Genomic DNA, 19001 nt, shown 5'->3' with positions numbered 1-19001 from the left:
GGTACAGCGAGCATGCTCATCGTCTATTTTTCATCGACCACCCGCAACACCGACCGATTCGTCCACAAGCTCGAGCTGCCCGCCGCGCGCATCCCGCTGCGCCGGTCGGACGAGCCGCTCGTCGTGGACGAGCCCTTCGTGCTCGTCTGCCCGACGTACGGCGGGGGAGCGTCGATCACCGGGGACGACTCGCGTCCGGTGCCCAAACAGGTCATCCGGTTCCTCAACGACCCCGGCAACCGCGCGCTGCTGCGCGGCGTGATCGCCTCGGGGAACCTGAACTTCGGCAAGGACTTCTGCCGGTCCGGGGACGTGATCGCCGCGAAGTGCGGCGTGCCCTACCTGTACCGTTTCGAACTCATGGGAACCCCCGACGACGTGACACGCGTGCGCGAGGGGCTGGCGGAGTTCGAGGACTCGCTGCGCCATGACGGGCGCTGGGAGGCCGTCGCATGACATAGGCCGCCGACTCCAGTAGACATAGACACAGACACCATCTTTTTTCACAACGGGGAGAGCCATGACCACCGATCTCGGGAAAACCGTCGCTGAACCGGTCCAGCAGGCCGACCAGCTCGACTACCACCAGCTCAACGCACTGCTCAACCTGTACGACGGTAACGGCCAGATCCAGTTCGACAAGGACCGCGAGGCCGCCAACCAGTACTTCCTGCAGCACGTCAACCAGAACACCGTCTACTTCCACGACCTGGAGGAGAAGATCGGGTACCTGGTCGAGAACAAGTACTACGACCCGGAGGTGCTCGACCAGTACGAGTTCGCCGACGTCAAGGCGCTGTTCAAGCGCGCCTACTCCCACAAGTTCCGGTTCAAGACCTTCCTCGGGGCGTTCAAGTACTACACGTCCTACACGCTGAAGACCTTCGACGGACGCCGCTACCTGGAGCGCTACGAGGACCGGGTGTGCATGGTCGCCCTCGGGCTCGCTGACGGCGACATCGAGCTGGCCGGCAACCTCGTCGACGAGATCATCGCCGGTACGTTCCAGCCGGCCACCCCGACGTTCCTGAACATCGGCAAGGCCCAGCGCGGCGAGCCGGTGTCCTGCTTCCTGCTGCGCATCGAGGACAACATGGAGTCCATCGGGCGCTCCATCAACTCCGCCCTGCAGCTGTCCAAGCGCGGCGGCGGTGTGGCGCTGCTGCTGAGCAACCTGCGTGAGACCGGTGCGCCGATCAAGCACATCGAGAACCAGAGCTCCGGCGTGATCCCGGTGATGAAGCTGCTGGAGGACTCCTTCTCCTACGCCAACCAGCTCGGTGCCCGCCAGGGTGCCGGCGCGGTGTACCTCAACGCCCACCACCCGGACATCATGAAGTTCCTGGACACCAAGCGGGAGAACGCGGACGAGAAGATCCGCATCAAGACCCTCTCGCTGGGCGTGGTCATCCCGGACATCACCTTCGAGCTGGCCAAGCGCAACGACGACATGTACCTGTTCTCCCCGTACGACGTGGAGCGCATCTACGGCCGTCCCTTCGCCGACATCTCCGTGACCGAGCACTACGAGGAGATGGTCGAGGACCCGCGGATCCGCAAGCGCAAGATCAACGCGCGCCAGTTCTTCCAGACGCTGGCGGAGATCCAGTTCGAGTCCGGCTACCCGTACATCATGTTCGAGGACACGGTGAACAAGGCGAACCCCATCGAGGGGCGCATCACCCACTCCAACCTGTGCTCGGAGATCCTGCAGGTCTCGACCCCCAGCGAGTTCAACGAGGACCTGACCTACTCCGAGGTCGGCGAGGACATCTCCTGCAACCTCGGTTCACTCAACATCGCCGCAGCGGTGGACTCGGACAACTTCTCGCGCACCATCGAGACCGCGATCCGCGGGCTCACCGCCGTGTCCGACCAGACGTCCATCGACTCGGTGCCGTCGATCCGTGAGGGCAACGACGGCTCCCACGCCATCGGGCTGGGCCAGATGAACCTGCACGGTTTCCTGGGCCGCGAGCACATCCACTACGGCTCGGACGAGGGCCTGGACTTCACCAACGTGTACTTCGCCGCGGTGATGTACGAGTGCCTCAAGGCGTCCAACACGATCGCGCGGGAGCGCGGGACGAAGTTCCGCAACTTCGCCAACTCCGACTACGCCTCCGGGGAGTTCTTCGACTCCTACGACCCGGCCGCCTTCCAGCCGCGTACGGAGAAGGTCGCCGCGATCATCGAGAAGTCGTCGATCCACGTGCCCTCCACTGAGGAGTGGGCGGAGCTGAAGGCGGCGGTGATGGCCGACGGCCTGTACAACCGCAACCTGCAGGCCGTGCCGCCGACAGGCTCGATCTCCTACATCAACAACTCGACCTCGTCGATCCACCCGATCGCCTCGAAGATCGAGATCCGTAAGGAGGGCAAGATCGGGCGCGTCTACTACCCGGCGCCGCACATGGACAACGACAACCTGGACTACTTCGAGGACGCCTACGAGATCGGCTACGAGAAGATCATCGACACCTACGCGGTGGCGACGCGCTACGTGGACCAGGGGCTGTCGTTGACGCTGTTCTTCAAGGACTCGGTCACCACCCGTGACATCAACAAGGCGCAGATCTACGCGTGGCGCAAGGGCATCAAGACCCTGTACTACATCCGCCTGCGTCAGACGGCCATGGCCGGCACCGAGGTCGAGGGCTGCGTGAGCTGCATGCTCTAAGGCTGCCTGGTTCGGCGCTCGGAGTGCCGGGTCGGGAACGAGTTGACCCCGCGCCACGTGCCGGATCCGCCCGCTCCGCGGCACGCGGAGACCGGATCCGGCACGCGACGCGGGGTTTGCCCCACCGGAGCCGCGCCGCCCCTCCTGCAGACGCAAAACGACCACCCTTGGTCGGTTCTGTTCGTTCAGAACCGACCCAGGGTGGTCGTGTCAGCTGTGCTGGTGCACGCCGGCGCAGGCCAGTGCGGCGGGGGAGTGCCTACTCGCCGTCGCGGGCACCGAGCTTGGCGTCGATGCGCAGCAGGCCGGAGCCGTCGTTGCCGACGGTCTTGATCCAGTCGATGATGTCGTTGACGGAGGACTCCTCCTCGATCTGCTCGGCCAGGAAGAAGTTGATCAGCTGGCGGGAGTCGATGTCGCCGGTCTCGTCCGCGGTGCGGGCGAGGTCGCGGATCAGCTCGGAGACCTTCTGCTCGTGGGCGAGGGAGGCCTCGAAGGCGTCCAGCGGGGTGGCGATCTTCAGGGAGGGCAGCTCGATGTCGGTGAGGTCGACGCGGGCGTCGCGGTCGAGCAGGTGCTCAGCGAACTTCGCGGCGTGCTCGCGCTCCTCGTCGGCCTGGGCGCGGAACCAGTCGCGCATGCCGAGGAAGGAGAGGCGGTCCATCTCGTAGGACAGCTGGGTGTAGATGAGGGCGGCCTGGTGCTCGGCGACGACCTGCTTGTTGACGGCTTCCTGGAACTTCTCGTTGATGCTCATGGCGGTAACGGTACTGATCGGTAAAACCTTTCTCTAGACAGTTCAGGCTAACCAACGGCCTATCGGTGCAGGTGAAAAGGCATGTCTGCCCTAATTATGCCTTGCCTGCACTGCTTAGGGGTAAAGGGCGTTTCTGCAGGTCCACGCCTTTTCGTGCGAACCTCGGCGAATCGGAGCCTCGTATCACGAGGTTTCTAGGGTTAGCGTGGCCTCGGTCAAATTACCCTATAGTGGGGGTGAATTCGCCCCGATGTGTCGGGCGCCGGCCGTGGGACGCCGCCGACGGCGGCGTCCGGCGGACGGGTTAGCAGGGGCGGTCGCGGACGGCTAGGATGGCGGTGACTTGCGCCCGCCGTTCGCGTCGTCCGGCGTGGCGCTTCACGCATCATCACTTGCCCTTCAGGAGAGGTACATGACCACGTCCCGGCAGCCGCACTCGCCCGTCCACCACAGTGAGGGGGGTCCGGTCACCGCCATCAACTGGAACACCATCCCGGACGACAAGGACCTCGAGGTGTGGGACCGGTTGACGGGCAACTTCTGGCTGCCGGAGAAGGTGCCGCTGTCCAACGACATCCAGAGCTGGGGCACGCTCACCGAGACCGAGAAGCAGGCCACCATGCGTGTCTTCACCGGTCTGACGATGCTGGACACGATCCAGGGCACCGTGGGCGCGACCAGCCTGATCCCGGACGCCATCACCCCGCACGAGGAGGCGGTGTACACCAACATCGCCTTCATGGAATCGGTGCACGCCAAGTCCTACTCGTCGATCTTCACGACCTTGTCCTCCACCCCGGAGATCAACGACGCCTTCCGCTGGTCCGAGGAGAACAAGAACCTCCAGGACAAGGCCGACATCATCCTGAACTTCTACCGGGGCGACGACCCGCTGAAGAAGAAGATCGCCTCCACGCTGCTGGAGTCCTTCCTCTTCTACTCGGGCTTCTACCTGCCGATGTACTGGTCCTCGCACGCGAAGCTGACGAACACCGCGGACCTGATCCGCCTGATCATCCGCGACGAGGCGGTGCACGGCTACTACATCGGCTACAAGTACCAGCGCGGGCTGGAGAAGGTGTCCGAGCAGCGTCGCCAGGAGCTCAAGGAGCACACCTTCGACCTGGTCTTCGAGCTCTACGACAACGAGTCGCAGTACACCGAGGACATCTACGACGACCTCGGCTGGACCGAGGACGTGAAGCGTTTCCTGCGCTACAACGCCAACAAGGCGCTGAACAACCTCGGTTACGAGGGGCTGTTCCCGGCCGACGAGACGAACGTCTCCCCGTCGATCCTGTCCTCGCTGAACCCCGGCGGCGACGAGAACCACGACTTCTTCTCCGGTTCGGGTTCCAGCTACGTGATCGGCACCGCCGAGAACACCAACGACGACGACTGGGATTTCTGAGCTCGGAGCTCTGGGCCAACTGCGCCAGGTTCGCCCGCCCCGCCTGTCGTCCCCGCGAGGGGACACGGCGGGGCATTTGCGTCTCAGGAACGCCATAGCGTCCTGAAAGGATCGTCTTGCAGGACGCTGCGCCGGCTCTCCGGCGGTGCGGCGCCGTGCGGCGCAGTGCGGCGCAGTGCGGCGTCCTGACCTCCGAGCAGGACGCACCGCGTCGGCCACGGGCCTGTCAGCGACCATTTCCGACCATTTCCGGCTGTTTCGAGCACGGGGCGTGGTGATGCGGGGGTGGGTTCCCGACGGGTGCGCGGCGCCTCGGACGGTGGGGGAGTGCAGGGGTTCGTGCACCCCCGATCGTGTCATTTGGGGCAGGTGGGGGGCTCCGGCTATTAAAGCCGGGGCCGAGGGATTAGTATTGTCCCCAGTCTGTGCGGGTGGCCCCGTGACGGGTGACGTTCAACGACACCGGGTCCTCGCTGTGCAGCTCATTCACTGGGTGTCGTCCCGACGAACGGCACCGCGTAGTCAGGAGGATTGAATGACCGCAGTAGCGCCCAGGGAAGACCAACCGGTCTCCCCAGCTCGGCCTGCTCCTCAGGGTGGGAAGTCGAAGAAGGGTGGTCATGCATGGACCATGCTGACCACGACTGACCACAAACAGCTCGGCATCATGTACATGATCATGGCCTTCACGTTCTTCGCGATCGGTGGCCTCATGGCCCTGCTGATCCGCGTGGAACTGTTCCACCCGGGCCTGCAGTTCCTGTCGAACGAGCAGTTCAACCAGCTGTTCACGATGCACGGAACGATCATGCTGCTGCTGTTCGGCACCCCGATCGTCTGGGGTTTCGCCAACTACATCATGCCGCTGCAGATTGGTGCGCCCGACGTCGCCTTCCCGCGACTCAACGCACTCGGCTTCTGGCTGACCACCTTCGGCGGCATCATCATGCTGACCGGGTTCCTGACCCCCGGCGGTGCCGCCGACTTCGGCTGGACGATGTACATGCCGCTGGCGGACGCCATCCACTCCCCGGGTGTGGGCTCGCACCTGTGGGTCGTCGGTGTCGGCGTCGGTGGTGTCGGCAGTATCGCCGCCGCCATCAACATGATCACCACCATCCTGTGCCTGCGCGCACCGGGCATGACGATGTTCCGCATGCCGATCTTCACCTGGAACATCCTGGTGACCTCGCTGCTGGCACTGCTGATCTTCCCACTGCTGACCGCCGCGGCCCTCGGCGTGCTCTACGACCGCATCCTCGGTGGCCACATCTACGACCCGGCCAACGGTGGCGCCATCCTGTGGCAGCACCTCTTCTGGTTCTTCGGCCACCCCGAGGTCTACGTCCTGGCCCTGCCGTTCTTCGGCATCATTTCCGAGATCTTCCCGGTCTTCTCCCGTAAGCCGATGTTCGGCTACGTGGGCCTGATCTTCGCCACCCTGTCGATCGCCGCACTGTCGCTGGCCGTGTGGGCCCACCACATGTTCGTCACCGGCGCCGTGCTGCTGCCGTTCTTCAGCTTCATGACCTTCCTGATCGCCGTGCCGACCGGCATGAAGTTCTTCAACTGGCTGGGCACGATGTGGAAGGGCCGGATCTCCTTCGAGACCCCGATGATCTTCGCCATCGGCTTCTTCGCCACCTTCCTGTTCGGTGGTCTGACCGGTGTCATGCTGGCCTCCCCGGCACTGGACTTCGCCCTGTCGGACTCCTACTTCGTGGTCGCGCACTTCCACTACGTGCTCTACGGAACCGTCGCCTTCGGCTCCTTCGCCGGCGTCTACTTCTGGTTCCCGAAGATCACCGGCCGCATGCTCGACGAGCGTCTGGGCAAGATCCACTTCTGGTTGACCTTCATCGGCTTCCACATGACCTTCCTGGTGCAGCACTGGCTGGGCAACATGGGCATGCCGCGTCGGTACGCCGACTACCTCGACCAGGACGGCTTCACGCTGCTCAACCAGGTGTCCACCATCGGTGCACTGATCCTGGGCCTGTCCGTCCTGCCGTTCGTGTGGAACGTGTTCAAGTCCTGGCGCTACGGTGAGATCGTCACCGTGGACGACCCCTGGGGCTACGGCAACTCCCTGGAGTGGGCGACCTCCTGCCCGCCGCCGCGCCACAACTTCACCTCGATGCCGAAGATCCGTTCGGAGCGTCCGGCCTTCGAGCTGCACTACCCGCACATGGTGAAGACGGCCCGCGAGGAAGCGCACGTGGGACGCCACTTCTAGGGCCCACCGCAGGCGCGGCACCACCACGCCGCCACCACAGTCACCACAGAGACAGCCGCACCCCGACTACGCGGGGTGCGGCTGTTCGTGTGTCAGGGAAACCATGACAGAATGAGTCCCGTGGACCAGCAGACTTCCTCCCGTCACCTGACCGTCAGCCTCGCACCCGGGCTCTCACCCGGCGTCGTCACCGTCACCGGACCGGACGCCCCCGGCGTCTCCGCCGACTTCTTCCGCATCCTCGCCGACCACGACGTGCAACTGCTCGACGTCGAACAGGCGAACTTCCGCGGCACACTCAACCTCGCCGCCTACATCGGCGTCGTCGCCGGCAGCACCGAGGCCATGCGCCAGGAACTCACCGACGAACTCTCCAGCCGGGCGATGACCGTCACCCTCGACGTCGACGACGAGCTCGAGGGCAGCCGTGCACGCTCCACCCACGCCGTCATCGTGCTGGGTAACCCCGTCACCGCCGAGCACATCTCCGCCATCGGCCAGACCCTCGTCGACCACGGGGCCAACATCGACCGCATCCGCGGCATCGCCGACTACCCCGTCACCGGGCTGGAACTCAAGGTCACCGCCGCCGACCCCGCCCCGGGCGGCAGTGCGGAACTGCGCCAGGCCCTCGCCGCCGTCTCGCACGCCACCGGCGTGGACATCGCCATCCAGCGCGCCGGCCTGACCCGACGCGCCCCCCGGCTGATCTGCTTCGACGTGGACTCCACGCTGATCCAGCAGGAGGTCATCGAGATGCTCGCCGCCCACGCCGGACGCGAGGAGGAGGTCGCCGCCGTCACCGAGCGTGCCATGCGCGGGGAGCTGGACTTCTCCGAGTCGCTGCACGAGCGGGTCAAGGCGCTGGCCGGGCTGGACGCCTCGGTCATCGACGAGGTGTCGAAGATGGTGCAGCTCACCCCGGGCGCACGCACCACCGTGCGCACCCTCAAGCGTCTCGGTTTCCGTACCGGGGCGGTCTCCGGCGGTTTCGTCCAGGTCCTCGAGCCGCTGGCCCGCGAACTCGGCCTGGACTTCTACCGCGCCAACACCCTGGAGATCATCGACGGCAAGCTCACCGGCCGGGTCATCGGCCAGGTCATCGACCGTGAGGTCAAGGCCGAAAGCCTCAAGGAGTTCGCCTGGTCCAACGGCATCGCCCTGCACCAGACCGTGGCCGTGGGCGACGGCGCGAACGACATCGCCATGCTCTCGGTCGCCGGGCTGGGCATCGCCTTCAACGCCAAGCCCGCCCTGCGCGAGGTCGCCGACGCCACGGTGAACCACCCCTTCCTCGACGAGGTGCTGTTCATGCTCGGCATCGACCGCGAGGAGATCGACGCCGCCGACCTCGAGGACGGCAGCTACCACCGCGTCCCGCTGGAGGGCTGAGTGTCCTTCGCGCTCGCACACGACCGTCTGCGCACGGTGCTGGGGGAGGACGGCGACAGACCCGACGGCGAGGACCCGTCCGACCCGTCGACGGTGCAGGCGATGCCGCTGGTGCTGCACCTCCCGCACGAGCCGCGCCCGGAGCGTCGTGACCTTCTGGAGGCCGCGGCGATCGCCTGCGTCTCCGTCTGCCTGGACGAGCGTGCCGGGCAGGACACGGCCTTCGCTGAGGCGTTGATGAACTGGTACGGCGCGCGGATCCGCAAGATCGCCCGCCGGGCGCGCAACAAGAAGTGGTCGGACGTCCAGTCGCTGCCGGGTGTGACCGCCAGCGTGGGGGACCCGCAGCGTCCTGCATCGGTACGCGCCTTCCCCGCCTGCCCGGTCACCGAGACACCGGCGTTGATCAACCGGCTGCAGATCGAGGGCACTGACCTGCCCCTGCCCGAGGACGCCGAAGGCGTGCTCGACGCCGACGACCACCCGGTGGTCTACGTGGACGCCTCGTTGACGATGACGGTCGGCAAGGCCGCCGCCCAGGTCGCCCACGGCTCGATGCTGCTGGCCGCGGCCATGGGCCGCGGGCGGGCGTGGCGCTGGGCGCAGGACGGGTTCCCGCTGCACGTCTGCGAGGTCGACGCCGGACGCTTCGAGGTGGTGCGCGCCGAGGCGGAGCGCAGGGAACGGGGCGCCGGCACGCAGGACACCGGTGCGTCCGACGGGAGCGGGGCGGACGGGAGCGCGGCCGTCGTGCGCGACGCCGGCTACACCGAGGTCGCGCCCGGGTCGGTCACCGTGGTGGCACTCGACCGGGGTGCCCCGGCACCGTCAGGCCAGTGAACGGCGCAGGATCTTGCCGGTCGCGGACTTCGGGACCTCGGCGATGAACTGCAGCGCGCGCAGCTTCTTGTAGGGCTCCACACGCTCGGCGACGAAGCTGACGAGGGTGTCTGCGAGCTCGTCACCGGCGGCGGCCGGGTCCTGTGCGACGACGAAGGCCTTGGGGATCTCCTCGCCGTCGGCGTCGGTCACACCGACCACCGCGGCGTCGGCCACGGCCTCGTGGGTGAGCAGCAGGGCCTCGAGCTCGGCCGGCGGGACCTGGTAGCCCTTGTACTTGATCAGCTCCTTGACCCGGTCGACGATGAACACCTCCCCGGAGGCACCCTGATGGGCGAGGTCGCCGGTACGCAGCCACCCGTCGCCGGGCAGGGCGTCGGCCGTGGCCTCGGGGTTCCCGAGGTAGCCGTCCATGATCTGCGGGCCACGGACCCACAGTTCACCGGCCGCGCTGAGTTCACCGCTTGTCCCGTCTGTCCCTGACGGCACCGCGATCTCCTCGCCGGTGTCCGGGTCGACGAGCTTGTGCTCGGTGTTGGCCACCGGGCGCCCCACGGAACCGGGGGACAGCCCGTCGCCGAGGTTCACGTGGGTGACCGGGCTGGACTCGGTGAGCCCGTAACCCTGGTACACCTCGATGCCCAGCCTGTCGTGCACCGCGGTGGCGAGCTCCCCGTCGAGGCTCGCGGCACCGGAGAGCACCCCGCGCAGGGCGGAGAGGTCGTAGTTGTCGACCTCGGGGTGCTTGGCCAGAGCGAGGGCCACCGGCGGGGCGATGAAGGTGAAGGTCACCCCGTGCTTCTGGTGGTTGCGCAGGAAGGTGTTGAGCTCGAAGCGCGGCACGGTGAGCAGGCGGGCGCGCAGGCGCAGCGTGAGGTTGGCCAGGGTGGTCAGCCCGTAGATGTGGAAGAAGGGCAGCACACCGAAGACGACGTCCTCGCGGGTGACCGGGCCCGAGACCTCGACCTGGGCCATGTTGGCCACCAGGTTGCGGTGCGTGAGCCGCACGCCCTTGGGCAGCCCGGTCGTCCCGGAGGAGTACGGCAGAGCGGCGAGCTGGGTCGACGGGTCGAAGGACACCGACGGGGGAGTGCTGCGCTCGGCGAGCATCTGGTTGAGGCCCCGTGAGGTGTCGAGGTGGATGAGCCGCTCACCGGGCAGCCCGGCGAGCTCGGCGGCCTCCTCACCGCCGTCGCCCAGCCCGGCGAGGGTGAGCAGCATGACGGCGTGGGAGTCGCGCAGCTGCTCGGCGACCTTCGGCGGGGAGGCCAGCAGCGGCACGGGGGTCAGCACCGCGCCGAGACGCCACACGGCGTGGGCGGCGACGATGAACTCCACGGAGTTCGGGCAGTGCAGGGCGACGACGTCGTTCTTGGCGACACCGTGGCGTGAGAGCCACCCGGCGACCGAGTCGACGTGGCTGCGCAGCGTGGCGTAGGACGTCTCGGTGCCTCCGGCGAGGTCGACGACGGCGATGCGGTCCTCGTCCTCGGGGGACAGGTCGCCGTAGAGGTACTCGTGGATTCCGACGTCGGGGATGGTGACGTCGGGACGGTCGCTCGTGACGGGCATGCGTGTCCTCCTGCGCGGGATGGTCGGGGTAGTCGTCGCCCCGGTGTCTTTTGTGGTCGCGGTCAATCCTACCCGCGACCGTCGGTGACCCCCGCCACAATCCCCCGCGCGGCCACACCCGCCCCTGATACCCGTGCCGACAAGCGCCCCGCCGTCAGGCGCGCAACCGGCGCAGCGCGCCGCGCGCGGTGTCGCCGTCCACCGTCTGCCAGAACGGCGGCATCGAGGAGCGCAGGAAGGAGCCGTACCGCTTCGTCACCAGCCGTTGGTCGAGCACGGCCACCACACCCCGGTCGTCGACGGCGCGCAGCAGACGTCCGGCGCCCTGCGCCATGAGCAGGGCGGAGTGCGTGGCGGCGATCTCCATGAACCCGCTGCGTCCGGCGGAGTCCACGGCCTCCTTGCGGGCCTGGGACAGCGGGTCGTCGGGACGAGGGAACGGGATCCGGTCGATGACCACCAGCGACAGCGAGGGCCCCGGCACGTCCACGCCCTGCCACAGGCTCAGCGTGCCGAAGAGGCAGGTCTCGGGCTCGTCGCGGAAGCGTTTGATCAGGGCGCCGAGGGAGTCGTCGCCCTGGCAGAGGATCTCGTGGGGCACGAGGGTGCGCAGTTCGGCGGCGGCGTTCTCCGCGGCGCGGCGGGAGGAGAACAGTCCCAGCGTCCTGCCGCCGGCGGCGGAGACGAGCTGGGCGAGTTCGTCGATGGACTCCGGTGAGGCGCCTTCGCGTCCGGGTGGGGGCAGGTGGCGGGCGGTGTAGAGGATGCCGTGCGTCGCCGGGTCGAAGGGGGTGCCCACGTCGAGGGTGGTGCACGCGGAGGCGGCCAGTCCCCAGGTCGCGAGCATCGAGGTGAAGCGTCCGCCGAGGGCGAGGGTCGCCGAGGTCAGGATCACGGTCTGGTCGGCGAAGAGGCGCCCGCGCAGCAGGTCGGACACGCTGAGCGGGGCGACGTACACGCTGCGCCGGTTGCGGTCGCCGGAGAGCCAGACGACGTCCTCGCCGAGCAGGTCGTCGGAGGTTTCGGACGTTTCGGACGTTTCGGACGCTGCGTCGCCGCTACCGTCCCCGCCCTCGGCGGGGGACGCCTCGAGGATGCGCACCACGGTGTCGTGCATCTCCTCGCAGGCGGTGAGGCAGGAGAAGATCTCCGCGGACTTCTCCTGGTCGGCCTCGCTCACGGCGCTGCCCGGGGAGCCGGACGCCCCGCCGGTGCCCTGCAGCCGGCTGCGCGTCTTCCACAGCGCGTCGCGCAGCGCGTGCAGGGGTTCGACGAGGGTGATCGGCACGGACGTCCAGCGTCCTTCCGGGGCGGTGTGCGCGGTGACCGCCGCCTCGATCTCGGCGGTCCAGGTGTCGCCGGCGGTGAGCAGTTCGGCGGCGCAGTCGTCCGGGCCGACCTTCTCGCAGCGCCGGGCGAGGATCGCCACCGCCGCACCGGAGAGTTCCTCGGTGGCCACGGAGGTGATGCGTCCCTCCAGCTCGTGGGCCTCGTCGATGACCACGGTGTCGTGGTTGGGCAGCACGGACTGTTCGGACAGGGCGTCGATGGCCAGCAGGGCGTGGTTGGTGACGACCACGTCGGACTGGGCGGCCTTCTCCTTGGCGGCCTCGGCGAAGCACTGGTCGCCGAAGGGGCAGCGGGTCGCGCCGACGCATTCGCGACTGGTCACGCTGACCTGGCGCCAGGCGCGGTCGGACACGCCGCGGGGCAGGGTGTCACGGTCGCCGTCCTCGGTCTCCTGGGCCCACTCGTGCAGACGGGCGACCTGGGAACCGGTGGCGGTGACCTCGGCCTCGTCGATGAGTGCTTCCGTACCTTCTGCGCCGTCGGCACCTGAACCCGCGGTGCCGTCGCCGATCCGGTTGAGGCACAGGTAGTTGTTGCGGCCCTTGAGGATCGCGAAGGACGGACGCCGGCCCAGCTCGTCCTTCAGTGCCTCGGTCACCCGCGGCAGGTCACGGTCGACGAGCTGGCGCTGCAGCGCGATCGTGGCCGTGGAGACCACCACCCGCTCGCCCGAGCCGACGGCGTGCTCCAGCGACGGCACCAGGTAGGCCAGGGACTTGCCCGTGCCGGTGCCCGCCTGCACGGCGAGGTGACGCTGCGAGGAGATCGCCGTGGACACCGCAGCGGCCATCCGGCGTTGCCCGTCACGACGCGACCCGCCGAGCTCCCCGACGACGTGGTCGAGCAACCCGGTCGTCCTCTCTTCTGCCTTGGTTCCCTTCGTGCTCACCTTGGTACCCACAGGTCCGCTCATAGATCGACGAAGCGGACGCTGAGGGCCGGCTCGTCGCGCGACAGGGCCAGCCCCTCCCACGGCAGGGAGACGAGCTGGCGGGCGAGGTGGTCACGGGACTCGTCGAGGGTGGGCAGGTCGTCGACGAGACGTCCGTCGCGAACCATCGGCACGGTGAGCTCCACCGGGTGCAGGATCCCGAGATCCGGGGTGTCCGCCTCCAGCGGGTACACGACCTCCTCGACGGCGGTGCCGGTGTCGCGGCAGGCGCGCAGGGCCCGCTTGGCCCCGCCGTGGCTGGCCTTGTGGCTGCTGCGCTTGGCCACCGGGTGCCCGTCGACGGAGGTCAACTTGTACACCAGGCCCGCGGTCGGCGCCCCGGAGCCGGTGACCACCGAGGTGCCCGCCCCGTAGGTGTCCACCGGTTCACTGCGCAGTGCGGCGATGGCGAACTCGTTGAGGTCGGAGGAGACCACGATGCGGGTGTCGTAGGCGCCGAGCCCGTCGAGCTGGGTGCGGACCTGCCGGGCGAGCACGCCCAGGTCACCGGAGTCGATGCGCACCGCACCCAGGGCGGTGCCGGCGACCTCCACGGCGTTGCGCACGCCCTGGGTGATGTCGTAGGTGTCGACCAGCAGGGTGGTGCCGGGGCCCTGGGCCTCGATCTGGGAGCGGAACGCCGCCTTCTCGTCCGGCCGACCGTGCTCGTCGACGTGCAGCAGCGTCCACGCGTGCGCGCTGGTGCCGCCGGCGGGCAGCCCGTAGCGTGCGGCGGCCTCCAGATTGGAGGTGGAGTGGAAGCCGGCGAGGTAGGTGGCGCGCGCGGCGCTCACCGCGGACTGCTCGTGGGTGCGCCGCGAACCCATCTCGATGATCGGACGTCCCTCCGCCGCGGTGACCATGCGCGCGGCGGCGGAGGCGACGGCGGAGTCGTAGTTGAGGATCGAGAGGATCACGGTCTCCAGGATGACCGTCTCGGCGAAGGTGCCGCGCACGGTGAGGATCGGCGAGTTCGGGAAGTAGACCTCGCCCTCGCGGTAGCCGTCGATCTGCCCGGTGAAGCGGTAGGTTCGCAGGTACTCGCGGGTGGTGTCGTCGAGGAAGTCCAGGCCGGCGAGCTGCTCCTCGGTGAAGCGGAAGTCGCGCACGGCCTCCAGCACACGCGCGGTGCCGGCGACCACACCGTAACGACGCTCATTCGGCAGCCGCCGGGTGAACACCTCGAAGCTGCACCGGCGGTGCGCGGTGCCGTCGCGCAGCGCGGCCTGCAGCATCGTCAGTTCGTACATGTCGGTCAGCAGGGCGGTCGACCGGCCTGCTGTGTCGGCTGCAGTATCGGCTGGGTTATCGGTGTGCTCGGTCACGGTCGTCCATCCTAGTCGGTAGTCTGGACACCATGACTTCACCCGCCGCTCCCGCCGCACCGGCGGTCACCCCTGTGGAAGAGCAGCTTCCCGACACCCTCACCGAGGCGGACCTCCCCTGGCAGTGCATCTGCTGGGACGACCCGGTGAACCTGATGAGTTACGTGACCTACGTCTTCCAGACCGTGTTGGGCTACTCCCGCAAGCGGGCGACCGAGCTGATGATGCAGGTGCACAACGAGGGCAAGGCCATCGTGAGTTCCGGGGAGCGCGACAAGGTCGAGGGCGACGTGAAGAAGCTGCAGACCGCCGGCCTGTGGGCCACGATGCAGCGCTCGGAAGGTTAGTGCGGCACACGATGGAGGGCATGCGATGAAACCGTGGACGAAGAAGAAGAGCCTGGTGCGCGGCGTGCGTTTCGTCACCGAGCTGGAGCCGGTGGAGCGTGAGATGCTCGGCAACAGCGCCGCCAACGTCGGCGAGCTGCTGATCGGGCGGGCGCGTTCGGCGCCGAAGGACGAGCTGGCGGAGATGACGGGCCTGCCGTCGGGGCACACCGACGCGCCGGACGACCCGGTGCTCGCGGCGATGCTGCCGTCGTTCTTCCGTGACGGTGACGAGGAGGTCGACGGCGAGGCGGGGGTGTCGCGCCAGTTCAACGAGACCGACATCATCAAGGGCAAGCTCACGAACCTGCGCCTGGTCAGCGAACTGCTCGGCCCGGACGGGTCGGTGAACGTGAGCCTGAACACCGAGCAGACCGGGCCGTGGCTCAATGCGCTGACGGACATCCGTGCCTTCCACAACGGCCAGATCGAGTTGATCAGGAAGCGTCTGGACGAGTTCGGCGAGACCGGTGGCCAGGCCGGTGCGGACGAGATCGCCGCGGCGGAGAACTACGTGGAGTGGCTCGGCTACCACCAGGACAGCCTGCTGACGGCCCTGATGGGGCCGATGGACGTGCCCGAGGAATGAGCGGGGAATGAGTACCGGCGGCCTGACGGACGTGCCGGGCCTGTTCCTCGGCCACGCCGAGGTGCAGAGCTCGGGGGTCAGCGTGGTGGTGTGCCCCGAAGGTGCGGTCGGGGCCGTCGACGTACGCGGTGGGGGACCGGGTACCCGGGAGACCGACCTGCTGGCCCCGTCGAACTCGGCGGAGGCGGTGCACGCCGTCGCGCTGTGCGGCGGGTCGGCCTTCGGGCTGGACGCCGCAGGCGGGGTCATGGCCGAACTCGAGGACCGCGGCATCGGCCTGCAGGTGCTCGGCGACCTCGCCCCGTCTCTGATCGTGCCGATCGTGCCGTCGGCGGTCATCTTCGACCTGCCCGTCGGCGACCCCGCGTCACGTCCGACGGCCGACACCGGACGCCGGGCCGTGCAGCGTGCCCTCGACTGCTCGCAGGACGGCTCACAGGACAGGACGCAGGACGCGGGGAACGTCGGCGCGGGGCGCGCGGCGACCGCCGGCGCGCTGAAGGGCGGCTTCGGCGAGGCGTCCTGCGGGGTGGACCTGCCGGGCGGCGGGCGTGCGGTGGTGGCCGTCGGGCTGGTCGTCAACGCCGTCGGCTCGGTCGTCGACCCGTCCACCGGGGCGTTGTGGGGGAACCGGACACCCGAACCTGTCCCTGAACCGACCGCGGCGGGGTTGCGCACCATCCTGGAGCGCGGCGTCGACGGCACCAAGATGACCGGTCCGGACCCCTCGCCGATGAACACGACCATCGGTGTCGTCGCCACCGACGCGACGGTGACCAAGGCGCAGGCCGAGCGTCTGGCCATGGCCGCGCACGACGGCCTGGCCCGCGCCGTCCGGCCCTCGCACCTGCCGATGGACGGCGACACCTTCTTCGCCCTCGCACCGTCCGGCGCACGTGGCGGTGTGGCGACCACCGACCTGGCGGCGCTGTGCGCCGCGGCGGCGACGGTGACCGAACGGGCGGTCGTGGAGGCAGTCCTGGCCGCCGAGACCGCATTCGACGTGCCGTCCTGGCGCGACGTGATGAACTGACCCGGCAGACCCCACACACCCTGAGGAGAACCATGAGCGGATCAGACGTAACCCAGAGCAGTACGAACGATACGGGCCGGACGCGCTTCCGCGACCGCGGGCGGGTCGGCCAGGCACTGGTCACCACCCTGGTGTTCCTGGCGGTGCTGTGGGCGGTGCAGGTGGTGAACTGGGCGTCCGGCAACCGGCTGGTGTCATGGGGTATCCACCCGCTCGACTTCTCGCGGATCTGGGGGATCCTGCCCGCCCCGTTCATCCACACCAGCTTCTCCCACCTGCTGGCCAACACCCCGGCGGTGGCGGTGCTGCTGTTCCTCGTCGCACTGTCCGGGCAGAAGGCGGTGTGGGCGTCGACCGTGGTGACCACGCTGGTGGCCGGGGTGGGCGTGTTCTTCCTCGGCGGGGAGAACACGGTGCACGTCGGGGCGTCGATCCTGATCTACGGGTGGGCGGTGTTCCTCGCCGTGCGCGGCATCTTCACCCGGGCCGTCCCCGAGATCCTGCTCGGTGTGCTGGTCATCATCCTCTACGCCGGACTGTTCTGGGGCATCCTGCCCAACCAGCCCGGGGTCAGCTGGCAGGGGCACCTGTTCGGCGGCGTCGGCGGTGCCGTGGCGGCCTGGGGTGCGGGGCGTCCGGCGATCAAGCAGCGCGAGCAGGACAAGGCGCTCAAGGCGGCCAAGGGCTCCTAGTGCACTTAGGGCACCGCGTAGGGGAGCGCGGGCCTAGACTCGGAGGGCATGGACGACCTCACCCCCGCAGCACCGACCGCGTCAGCACCCATCGGCATCTTCGACTCCGGGGTCGGCGGGCTCACCGTGGCCCGCTCCATCATCGACCAGCTGCCCGGCGAGTCGGTGATCTACATCGGCGACACCGCGAACTCCCCCTACGGCGACAAGCCGTTGGCCACGGTGCGCTCACTGGCCACCAGCATCGCCGACCAGCTCGTGGAGCGCGGCTGCAAGATGATCGTGGTGGCCTGCAACTCCGCCTCCGCCGCCTTCCTGCGCGACGCACGCGAGCGCTACCCGGTGCCGGTGGTCGAGGTGATCCTGCCGGCGGTGCGCCGCGCGGTGTCGGTGACGCGCAACAACCGCGTCGGGGTCATCGGGACCCGGGCGACGGTCACCTCGGGGGCCTACCAGGACCTCTTCGCCGCGAGCCCGGGCGTGGAGGTCGTCGCCCAGGCGTGCCCCCAGTTCGTGCCCTTCATCGAGCGCGGCATCACCTCCGGACGCCAGCTGCTGGGCCTGGCGGAGACCTACCTGGAGCCGTTGAAGGAGGCGGGGGTGGACACCGTGGTGCTCGGCTGCACCCACTACCCGCTGCTCACCGGCGTGATCCAGCTGGTCATGGGTGACGACGTGACGCTGGTGTCCTCGGCGGAGGAGACCGCGAAGATGGTCTACCGCACCCTGAGCGACAACGACCTGCTCGCCGACCCCCACGCCGCTGACGGTGCAGGTGCCGCCGCCCCGGAGCTGACCTTCGAGTCCACCGGTGACCCGGCCCGTTTCGCGTCCCTGGCCTCGCGTTTCCTCGGCCCGTCGGTGGCCGGGGTCAGCCGGATCCCGGAGATGCTGCGGTAGCCGTCCGGCACCCGTCGGCGGCTGTCGGAGGCCTGGCTCATGGATCCACGGGGGTATCATGTAACAATGACGGGCATGGACATGACCATTCTGGGATGCTCCGGGAGTCTCTCCGCCCCCGGCAACCCCGCCTCCGGCTACCTGCTGCGGACGGCGGACGGGCGTCAGATCCTCATGGACGTCGGACCGGGCGTGCTGGCGCGCCTGCAGGAGCTGGGTAACCCCGGTGACGTGGACGTCGTCTTCTCCCACCTGCACCCGGACCACTGCTCGGACTTCCCGTCGCTGGTGGTGTGGCAGCGCTTCCACCCCACGCGTGCGGCGTCCGACCGCCACGTCCTGCTCGGCCCGTCGATCGCGGCACTGCACCTGGGGCGCGCCTCGGCGGACCACCCGTCGCAGGTCGACGACTTCTCCGACATCCTCGACGTGCACTCCTGGCGCGCGCCGGCGGCGCAGGACGCCCCGGTGGTCTTCGACGACACCTCCCGCGGCACCGTCTACCCGGGTCACCGCATCGGCTCGGCGACGTTGTACGCCGCCCCGGCGGTGCACCCGACCGAGTCGTACATGATCCGGGTGGAGGACCGGGACGGCTCCTCGCTGGTCTACAGCGGCGACACCGCCGCCACCGGGCACCTCGCCGCGCTGGCCGCGGGGGCGGACGTCCTGCTGTGCGAGGCGACGTGGGGCGAGCGCGACAACGGCGACAACCCGCCGCAGATGCACCTCTCCGGTGAGGAGGCCGGCCAGGCCGCCGCGGAGGCAGGGGTGGGACGCCTGGTCATCACCCACGTGCCGCCGTGGGGCGACGCGGAAGGTGCGCTGCGTGGGGCGCGGCGTTTCTACGACGGCCCGGTGGAGCTGGCCCGGCCCGACATGGAGCTGCACGTGGGTGACTAGACTC

At 68.6% G+C, this 19001-nt stretch carries 16 protein-coding genes; 12 read left to right on the top strand and 4 right to left on the bottom strand.

What is annotated here, in order from left to right; all coding sequences use genetic code 11:
• Positions 1-12 precede the first annotated feature (12 nt).
• Both nrdI and nrdE read left to right on the top strand, forming a co-directional pair.
• Positions 13-456 carry a class Ib ribonucleoside-diphosphate reductase assembly flavoprotein NrdI gene (nrdI, locus tag ACT3S3_RS06145; RefSeq protein WP_301442504.1) on the top strand — a complete coding sequence of 148 codons (444 nt, stop codon included), beginning with the start codon at positions 13-15 and terminating at the stop codon, positions 454-456.
• Between the two features lie 64 nt (positions 457-520).
• Entirely contained in the window at positions 521-2680 is a 2160-nt protein-coding gene (gene nrdE / locus ACT3S3_RS06140; RefSeq protein WP_301442503.1) for a class 1b ribonucleoside-diphosphate reductase subunit alpha, read from the top strand.
• A 259-nt stretch (positions 2681-2939) separates the two neighbouring features.
• Here the strand turns inward: nrdE and ACT3S3_RS06135 are convergent, their stop codons facing one another.
• Positions 2940-3437: a ferritin gene (locus ACT3S3_RS06135; RefSeq protein ID WP_301442502.1), complete on the bottom strand. Its 498-nt coding sequence runs from the start codon at positions 3435-3437 to the stop codon at positions 2940-2942.
• 412 nt (positions 3438-3849) lie between these two features.
• Between ACT3S3_RS06135 and nrdF the strand changes: the two genes are divergently transcribed.
• The 4 genes from nrdF (at position 3850) to ACT3S3_RS06115 (ending at position 9316) form a co-directional block, all read left to right on the top strand.
• Positions 3850-4848, top strand: a complete 999-nt coding sequence (gene nrdF, locus ACT3S3_RS06130) for a class 1b ribonucleoside-diphosphate reductase subunit beta (RefSeq protein ID WP_301442501.1) — start codon at positions 3850-3852, stop codon at positions 4846-4848.
• 535 nt (positions 4849-5383) lie between these two features.
• Entirely contained in the window at positions 5384-7084 is a 1701-nt protein-coding gene (ctaD, locus tag ACT3S3_RS06125) for an aa3-type cytochrome oxidase subunit I (protein ID WP_444626440.1), read from the top strand.
• A gap of 111 nt (positions 7085-7195) precedes the next feature.
• A complete protein-coding gene (gene serB, locus ACT3S3_RS06120; protein WP_301442469.1) occupies positions 7196-8476 on the top strand; it encodes a phosphoserine phosphatase SerB in 1281 nt (426 codons plus the stop codon).
• Entirely contained in the window at positions 8477-9316 is an 840-nt protein-coding gene (locus tag ACT3S3_RS06115) for an aminoacyl-tRNA hydrolase (RefSeq protein WP_441579738.1), read from the top strand.
• Here ACT3S3_RS06115 and ACT3S3_RS06110 read toward each other — a convergent pair.
• From ACT3S3_RS06110 to ACT3S3_RS06100, 3 genes are all read right to left on the bottom strand, one after another.
• The gene (locus ACT3S3_RS06110; RefSeq protein WP_441579739.1) at positions 9305-10888 is read right to left on the bottom strand and encodes an AMP-binding protein; all 1584 of its coding nucleotides are present in this window, start codon (positions 10886-10888) and stop codon (positions 9305-9307) included. The genes ACT3S3_RS06115 and ACT3S3_RS06110 overlap by 12 nt on opposite strands.
• Before the next feature lie 154 nt (positions 10889-11042).
• Complete coding sequence (locus tag ACT3S3_RS06105; RefSeq protein ID WP_441579740.1) at positions 11043-13151, bottom strand: ATP-dependent DNA helicase; 2109 nt, start codon at positions 13149-13151, stop codon at positions 11043-11045.
• Complete coding sequence (locus ACT3S3_RS06100; RefSeq protein ID WP_301442466.1) at positions 13148-14494, bottom strand: nicotinate phosphoribosyltransferase; 1347 nt, start codon at positions 14492-14494, stop codon at positions 13148-13150. Before ACT3S3_RS06100 ends, ACT3S3_RS06105 begins: the two co-directional genes overlap by 4 nt.
• Before the next feature lie 32 nt (positions 14495-14526).
• Here ACT3S3_RS06100 and clpS point away from each other — a divergent pair, with 32 nt between their 5' ends.
• From clpS to ACT3S3_RS06070, 6 genes are all read left to right on the top strand, one after another.
• Positions 14527-14841 carry an ATP-dependent Clp protease adapter ClpS gene (clpS, locus tag ACT3S3_RS06095; protein ID WP_301442465.1) on the top strand — a complete coding sequence of 105 codons (315 nt, stop codon included), beginning with the start codon at positions 14527-14529 and terminating at the stop codon, positions 14839-14841.
• A gap of 25 nt (positions 14842-14866) precedes the next feature.
• Positions 14867-15469 carry a DUF2017 domain-containing protein gene (locus ACT3S3_RS06090; protein ID WP_301442464.1) on the top strand — a complete coding sequence of 201 codons (603 nt, stop codon included), beginning with the start codon at positions 14867-14869 and terminating at the stop codon, positions 15467-15469.
• Between the two features lie 7 nt (positions 15470-15476).
• A complete protein-coding gene (locus tag ACT3S3_RS06085) occupies positions 15477-16502 on the top strand; it encodes a P1 family peptidase (protein WP_301442463.1) in 1026 nt (341 codons plus the stop codon).
• Positions 16503-16534: 32 nt separating this feature from the next.
• Positions 16535-17194, top strand: a complete 660-nt coding sequence (locus ACT3S3_RS06080; RefSeq protein WP_301442462.1) for a rhomboid family intramembrane serine protease — start codon at positions 16535-16537, stop codon at positions 17192-17194.
• Between the two features lie 48 nt (positions 17195-17242).
• Positions 17243-18094, top strand: a complete 852-nt coding sequence (gene murI, locus ACT3S3_RS06075; protein WP_301442461.1) for a glutamate racemase — start codon at positions 17243-17245, stop codon at positions 18092-18094.
• 75 nt (positions 18095-18169) lie between these two features.
• Positions 18170-18997 (top strand): MBL fold metallo-hydrolase, encoded by an 828-nt coding sequence (locus ACT3S3_RS06070; protein ID WP_301442460.1) that lies wholly within the window; start codon positions 18170-18172, stop codon positions 18995-18997.
• The last annotated feature ends 4 nt before the right edge of the window (positions 18998-19001 follow it).

The organism is Corynebacterium sp. AOP40-4SA-5 (genome assembly GCF_052377355.1).
Lineage (GTDB): Bacteria > Actinomycetota > Actinomycetes > Mycobacteriales > Mycobacteriaceae > Corynebacterium.
Note: the sequence above shows the minus strand (reverse complement) of the source record. Positions and strands in the feature narration are given on the sequence as shown.

Bases quoted from the DNA above. Each gene is read 5' to 3' on its own strand.
- nrdE (WP_301442503.1), top strand. From the start codon at position 521: ATGACCACCGATCTCGGGAAAACCGTCGCTGAACCGGTCCAGCAGGCC.
- ACT3S3_RS06110 (WP_441579739.1), bottom strand. From the start codon at position 10,888: ATGCCCGTCACGAGCGACCGTCCCGACGTCACCATCCCCGACGTCGGA.
- ACT3S3_RS06080 (WP_301442462.1), top strand. From the start codon at position 16,535: ATGAGCGGATCAGACGTAACCCAGAGCAGTACGAACGATACGGGCCGG.
- nrdI (WP_301442504.1), top strand. From the start codon at position 13: ATGCTCATCGTCTATTTTTCATCGACCACCCGCAACACCGACCGATTC.
- serB (WP_301442469.1), top strand. From the start codon at position 7,196: ATGAGTCCCGTGGACCAGCAGACTTCCTCCCGTCACCTGACCGTCAGC.
- nrdF (WP_301442501.1), top strand. From the start codon at position 3,850: ATGACCACGTCCCGGCAGCCGCACTCGCCCGTCCACCACAGTGAGGGG.
- clpS (WP_301442465.1), top strand. From the start codon at position 14,527: ATGACTTCACCCGCCGCTCCCGCCGCACCGGCGGTCACCCCTGTGGAA.
- ACT3S3_RS06090 (WP_301442464.1), top strand. From the start codon at position 14,867: ATGAAACCGTGGACGAAGAAGAAGAGCCTGGTGCGCGGCGTGCGTTTC.
- ACT3S3_RS06105 (WP_441579740.1), bottom strand. From the start codon at position 13,151: ATGAGCGGACCTGTGGGTACCAAGGTGAGCACGAAGGGAACCAAGGCA.
- murI (WP_301442461.1), top strand. From the start codon at position 17,243: ATGGACGACCTCACCCCCGCAGCACCGACCGCGTCAGCACCCATCGGC.
- ACT3S3_RS06085 (WP_301442463.1), top strand. From the start codon at position 15,477: ATGAGTACCGGCGGCCTGACGGACGTGCCGGGCCTGTTCCTCGGCCAC.
- ctaD (WP_444626440.1), top strand. From the start codon at position 5,384: ATGACCGCAGTAGCGCCCAGGGAAGACCAACCGGTCTCCCCAGCTCGG.
- ACT3S3_RS06070 (WP_301442460.1), top strand. From the start codon at position 18,170: ATGGACATGACCATTCTGGGATGCTCCGGGAGTCTCTCCGCCCCCGGC.
- ACT3S3_RS06135 (WP_301442502.1), bottom strand. From the start codon at position 3,437: ATGAGCATCAACGAGAAGTTCCAGGAAGCCGTCAACAAGCAGGTCGTC.